Here is a 5,303-nt window from a genome sequence, read left to right as displayed (position 1 = left end):
GGGTGGGGGTGGGGAAGGGCTGGGCGGTGGTGGCGCCGCCGGCTTCCTTGGGGGCGGGCAGGACGAGGTAGCGCAGGTCCGCCCAGTGGGGGGTCTTGTTCTTGGCGTCGGGGGCCTTCTTGCCGGCGGGCAGGGGCGGCAGGGCCAGGGCGGGGAAGGTGTAGCGGCCGTCGTTCGCGGTGGCCAGGCCGGGGATGTCGGTGCGTTCGGGGGCGGTGAGGGCCAGGGCGGTGCCGGTGCCGGCGAGGGCGAAGACGAGGGTGGCGCTGCCCCAGCGCAGGGCGGCGCGGCGGCGGGCGCGGCGGGCCCGGGGGTCGGGCGGCGCGGCGGCCGGGCCCGGCAGGCCCGGGAAGGCGGGAGCGGAGGCGGCGTGCGGGTCGGAGGTGGCGGCCAGTTCCAGCGTCTCGCCGACACCCGGCGCCGGCGCGGGGGTTCCGGGCGCGGGGGTTCCGGGCGCGGGGGCCGGGGTGCGGGGCTGGTCGGTGCGGTCGCTCATACGGTGGCTCCCGGGGCGGCGAGGCGGTCGAGCTGCGCGGCGTACAGGGCGATGATCTTGTCCTTGGGCAGCGGTGCGGGCCCCTCGGCGTTCATGATGACCAGCAGGTCGCCCTCGGCGGCCGAGCACTCGAGGTAGTCGATGGGGGCGGAGGGCGGGGCGGGCATCAGGTAGCAGTGCGCCTCGGGGTGCCCGGGCACGGGCGGGCCGACGCGGAAGAGGCCCGTGTCGCCGGTGAAGACGGCGGTGTACTCGTTGATGCGCTGGACTTCCTGCTGGTTGAACTGGCGCAGTTTCAGGCCGATCAGCAGGTCGTCCTCCTTGGTGCGGTAGGTGCGCACGCCGCTGCCGCGCACGTGCAGGCCCTCCCAGTAGGAGCGGATCGTGTCGCGCTTGGCCTTGGGGACCTGCTGGAGCTCGGCGTCGAGCTGCTCGGCGAGCTGCTGGGCGCCCAGTTCGGTGTCGTTGCCGTAGCCGCCCTCGTCGGGGCCCGGTTCGTAGCCGGCCGGGACGGGCAGCAGCAGGTCGCGCAGCGAGCCGAAGTGGCTGCCGTTGGACTTGGCGCCGTACGGGGTGGCGGTGGGCGCGGGCGCGGCGGGCGCGGCGGCGGCGGTGGGGGCTGGGTCGTCGTAGCGGGTCTTGATGATGCCCACGCCGATGGCCACGCCCACCAGGGCCGCGGCGAGCGTCGCGGCGCCGGCGCGCACCAGGGGGCGGGCGGCGGTGCGTACGGCGGGCGCGGGCGGCCCGGCGGGTACGGGTGCGGGCTCGGCGGGCGCGGGCGGCTGCGCCTCAGGCGCGTCGGGGACGGAGGGCGCGGTGCCGGTCTCGGTCTGGGTCTCGTCGGTCATACCAGCCGCTCCCACTGCTGCTTGGCGAGGCTCTTCACGCTCTCGGGGTCCACGGGCCTGGGCGAGAAGACCTCGATCTCCATCACCAGCGCGCCGCGCCGCGCGCCGGCGCGGCCGTAGTAGAACTGCTCGGTGCTCTCGGCCCAGTGCTCGGGCTCGTCGAAGACGCGGTAGGTGCCCTCGACGTCGGGGGCGAAGGGCTGTCCGGGCGGGACGGCGGCGACGTCGGAGTGCTCGGGCGCGTACTGGGTGAGCAGGACGCGGTAGCGGATGTCGTCCTTGGTCCAGTCGACCTCGGCGGCGCGGCGGAACCCGGTGCCGAGCAGGAGTTTGAACTCCTCGGCGGCGTTGCCGTGGTGCTGGGCGACGTCGCCGGCCGACACCCAGGAGGGCTGGTCGGGCAGTTCGCCCCAGGGGGTGGAGCCGGACGGGGGCCTGACGAGCAGTTTGGTCAGGTCGCCCTCGACGGCCGGGGGCCTGGGCTGGGTGGCGGCGAAGGCGCCCGCGTCCACGTTCTGCTGCGGGTAGGCGGGGCGGGCGACCTGCAGCGGCGCCAGCGGCGTGGGCGGGCGCTGGGCCTGGACGGCGTAGCCGACGGCGCCGCCGGCCAGGACGCCCAGTGCCAGGGCGTACACCGACAGCAGGACGGGGCGGGGGCGGCGCGGCGGGCGCGGCGGCTGCTCGGGGCCGGCGGCCAGGACGTCCAGGGCGGTGAGGGGGGCGGGCACGGTGTCGGGGTAGACGGGGGCGCCGCCGGGCACGGCGGGCGCGGGCGCGCCGGGCGGGGCGAAAGCAGGCGGGGCGAAGGCAGGCGGCGCGGCGGGCGGGGCGGGCGGCGTGGGCGGCTGGCCCGGCGCGGGCTGCGCGGGTTCGGTGGTCACGGGGCGGCTCCGGAAGGAGGGGGTGGGGTGCGGGCTGCGGGGTGCGGCGGCGGGGTTCAGCCGCCGGAGGCCAGGCGCTCGCGCTGGCGCTTCATCAGGTCGCTCAGCAGCGCCTTGTCCGGGGTGCCCTTCACGTCGACGTCGATGGTGTACTGGACGTCGCCCTGGCTGGAGATGCCGGTCATCGAGCCGGTGTACGCCTGCTGCTTGGGCTTGTGGACGAAGCCGTGGGCGTCGGGGTCGCCGTCGATGTCGATCGACTCCTGGGACTTGACGCTGTAGCCCTTGGCGAACTGGGTGGCCTGGGCGGTGGAGCCCAGGTGGATGAGGGTGACGGTGACCTCGGCCCTGCCGTCGGCGGTGCGGTAGATGCGGGTGGCGGCGTCCTGGTAGCCGAAGGAGTGCAGGAGGTCCTTGATGCCGTCCTGCTTGCCGAAGATCCCGGCGACCTGGTCGTCGCTGAGGCTTGTGCCGTCGGCGGAGCCGTAGGACTCGCCGCCGTCGGGGATGGGCAGCAGGAAGAAGCGCAGGTCGCCTTCGTGCCTGCCGCCGCTGACGGTGCCCTTGACGGTGCTCGCCGGCTTGGGCTCGGGCGCGGGCGCGGCGGGCGTGGGCACGGGGACGGGCACGGCCGTCGGGGCCGGGCTCGCGGACGCCGGTGCGCCGGCGCCGGCCGCGGGGCGTGCGGGCGCGGCGGCAACCGGGCGCGCATCGGGCCTGCCGAGGGCGACGGTGGCGGTGGCGCAGGCGGCGGTGACGGCCAGCAGGCCCGCCGTGGCCAGCGCGATCCGCGCCGCGCGCGGCATCCGGCGCGCGGGGGCGGGGCCTGACGGGTCGCCGGGCCCGTACGGCTCCGGCGCGGGTTCGGGCTCCGGCTCCGGCGCGGGCGCCTGCTCGGGTGCGGCGGGCGCGGGTACAGCGGGTGCGGCGGGCGCGGGCGCCTGCTCGGGTACGGCGAGTGCGGGTGCGGGTGCGGGTGCGGCGGGCGCGGGTGCGGGCTGCGGCGGTGCCGCCGGGCCCGTGGTGGCGCTCTCGTGGTCGGGCGCGGACAAAGGACTCCCCCCGGGGAACATGTGGATTCCACGCGCGGGCCCTTCTCACGGGCACCGCTCCCCCAGCGTGTCCCCGGACCGTCCATCGCGCGTCTCACCAGGGATTATGAGAGTTCGGCGGCGGCCGCGCCAACCAGTTCAATCACCACACTCCCCCGCATTGCCAGAGCATTCGGACACTCCGTGACCCAACCGCAACAGGGCCGCGGGCCGGTGCGCGGCGGCGGGGTCAGCCGTACTGGATCTCGACGCGGGTGATCACCACGTCGTTCACGGGGCGTTCGCCGTCGAGTTCGGTGGCGGCGATCGCGTCGACGACCGCCTTGGACGCGGCGTCGGCGACCTGGCCGAAGATGGTGTGGCGCCGGTTGAGGTGGGTGGGGGTGTTCTGGGTGATGAAGAACTGCGAACCGTTGGTGCCCGGGCCGGAGTTGGCCATGGCGAGGAGGTAGGGGCGGGTGAAGAACAGTTCGGGGTGGAACTCGTCGGCGAAGGTGTAGCCGGGGCCCGCGGTGCCGGTGCCGGTGGGGTCGCCGCCCTGGATCATGAAGCCGGGCACGACGCGGTGGAAGAGGGTGCCGTCGTAGTAGGGGCCGCTGCCGGGCAGTGCGGTGCGCGGGTCGGTGTAGGGGCGCGTTCCCTCGGCGAGTTCGGTGAAGTTGCGCACGGTCCTGGGGGCGTGGAAGCGCAGGAGTTCCAGCCGGATCGTGCCCTCGGTGGTGTGCAGGAGGGCGTAGCGGGCGTCGCTCACGGCGGGGCTCCTCGGGAAAGGGGGGGTGGGACGGGGGTGCGGGAGGGGCCCATGGTGGCACAGGGCGTGCACCGGGTGCGGGCGCCGGCTCCAGGGCCTGTCGTCGAACTCCCCTCGTCCGCCCGGCCGCCAGGGTGGGGGACAACGGCGGCCGACGACAACGCGGCGAGGTGCGTGCCCCGACGCCGCCCCGCAGACGGGAGTTCGACCACAGGGCCTAGGGTGGGCCGGATGAGCGTTCATGTGGTGGTGGGGTACGGGCCGGCGGGGGCCGCGTTGGCGCAGGTGCTGGCCGGGCAGGGGCACCAGGTGCGGGTGGTCACCCGTACGGGGGGCGCGGGGCGTGCGGTGGTGGCGGGGGTGGAGCATGTGGCGGCGGACGCCGCGGACGCTTCCGCGCTGACGGCGGCGGCGCGCGGGGCGGTTGCGGTGTACGGGTGTGCGGCGCCGCCGCTCCAGCGGTGGGGGCGGCAGTGGCCGGCGCTGGCGTCCGCGCTGTGCGCGGCGGCCGAGGCCAGTGGCGCGGTGCTGGTGATGCTGGGCAACCTGTACGGCTACGGGCCGGTGTCCGGCGTGCTGCGCGAGGACCTGCCGCTGGCCGCGACCGGGCGCAAGGGCCGGGCGCGGGCGAGGGTGTGGGAGCAGGTCCTCGCGGCGCACGAGGCCGGGCGCGTCCGGGCGGTGGAGGCGCGGGCCTCGGACTTCTTCGGCCCCGGTGTGACCGGGGGCGGGCACCTGGCCGAGCGGGTGGTGCCGCTGCTGCTGCGCGGGCGTGCGGTCTCGTGCCTGGGTGATCCGGACGCGGCGCACAGCTGGACGTACGTGCCGGACGTGGCCCGGGCGATGGCTGAGCTCGCGGGCGCGCGGGAGGCGTGGGGCCGGGCGTGGCACGTGCCGACGGCGCCGGCGCTGTCGGTGCGGCAGATGGCGGCCCTGGTGGCCGAGGAGGCCGGTGCGGGCGGTGCGGTGCGGGTGCGCGGGCTGTCGCCGCTGGTGCTGGGGGCGGCGGGGCTGGTCTCGCCCGTGCTGCGGGAGCTGCGGGAGGTGCGCTACCAGTTCGATGGGCCGTTCGTGGTGGACTGCTCCGCGTACGAGGGCCGGTTCGGGGTGCGGGCGACGCCGGTGGCGCAGCAGGTCGCGGCGACGGTGGCGTGGTGGCGCGAGCGCGCCCGTTAGTACCTGTGTCTGAACCCCCGGTTTGGGTAGCCTGGAGCCCTAGCCTGGGCTGGTGTCCGAGGACAGCGGGCCGGTTGGTGAGCGGTGGTGCGAGGA

5 protein-coding genes and 1 pseudogene are annotated in these 5,303 nt (G+C 76.3%); 1 reads left to right on the top strand and 5 read right to left on the bottom strand.

Annotation, left to right across the window (positions count from 1 at the left end; genetic code table 11):
* From IH61_RS0139435 to IH61_RS0139415, 5 genes and pseudogenes are all read right to left on the bottom strand, one after another.
* A pseudogene (locus tag IH61_RS0139435) lies at positions 1–496 on the bottom strand (hypothetical protein); the annotation flags it as partial.
* Positions 493–1,347 carry a hypothetical protein gene (locus IH61_RS0139430; protein WP_031079176.1) on the bottom strand — a complete coding sequence of 285 codons (855 nt, stop codon included), beginning with the start codon at positions 1,345–1,347 and terminating at the stop codon, positions 493–495. The pseudogene IH61_RS0139435 and the gene IH61_RS0139430, both read right to left, overlap by 4 nt.
* Positions 1,344–2,228, bottom strand: a complete 885-nt coding sequence (locus IH61_RS0139425; RefSeq protein WP_031079174.1) for a hypothetical protein — start codon at positions 2,226–2,228, stop codon at positions 1,344–1,346. The genes IH61_RS0139430 and IH61_RS0139425 overlap by 4 nt, the downstream gene beginning before the upstream one ends.
* A 56-nt stretch (positions 2,229–2,284) precedes the next feature.
* On the bottom strand, positions 2,285–3,280 hold the full coding sequence (locus IH61_RS43750) for a hypothetical protein (protein ID WP_158845893.1): 996 nt from the start codon (positions 3,278–3,280) through the stop codon (positions 2,285–2,287).
* Between the two features lie 229 nt (positions 3,281–3,509).
* Positions 3,510–4,031, bottom strand: a complete 522-nt coding sequence (locus IH61_RS0139415; protein WP_031079171.1) for a peptidylprolyl isomerase — start codon at positions 4,029–4,031, stop codon at positions 3,510–3,512.
* Positions 4,032–4,262: 231 nt separating this feature from the next.
* Here IH61_RS0139415 and IH61_RS0139410 point away from each other — a divergent pair, with 231 nt between their 5' ends.
* Complete coding sequence (locus IH61_RS0139410) at positions 4,263–5,207, top strand: NAD-dependent epimerase/dehydratase family protein (RefSeq protein WP_031079170.1); 945 nt, start codon at positions 4,263–4,265, stop codon at positions 5,205–5,207.
* Positions 5,208–5,303 lie beyond the last annotated feature (96 nt).

This window comes from Streptomyces sp. NRRL WC-3742 (genome assembly GCF_000720635.1).
Lineage (GTDB): Bacteria > Actinomycetota > Actinomycetes > Streptomycetales > Streptomycetaceae > Kitasatospora.
The sequence above is the reverse complement of the archived record's forward strand: the minus strand, read 5'-3'. Positions and strand labels throughout refer to the sequence as shown.

Bases quoted from the DNA above. Each gene is read 5' to 3' on its own strand.
- IH61_RS0139430 (WP_031079176.1), bottom strand. From the start codon at position 1,347: ATGACCGACGAGACCCAGACCGAGACCGGCACCGCGCCCTCCGTCCCC.
- IH61_RS0139410 (WP_031079170.1), top strand. From the start codon at position 4,263: ATGAGCGTTCATGTGGTGGTGGGGTACGGGCCGGCGGGGGCCGCGTTG.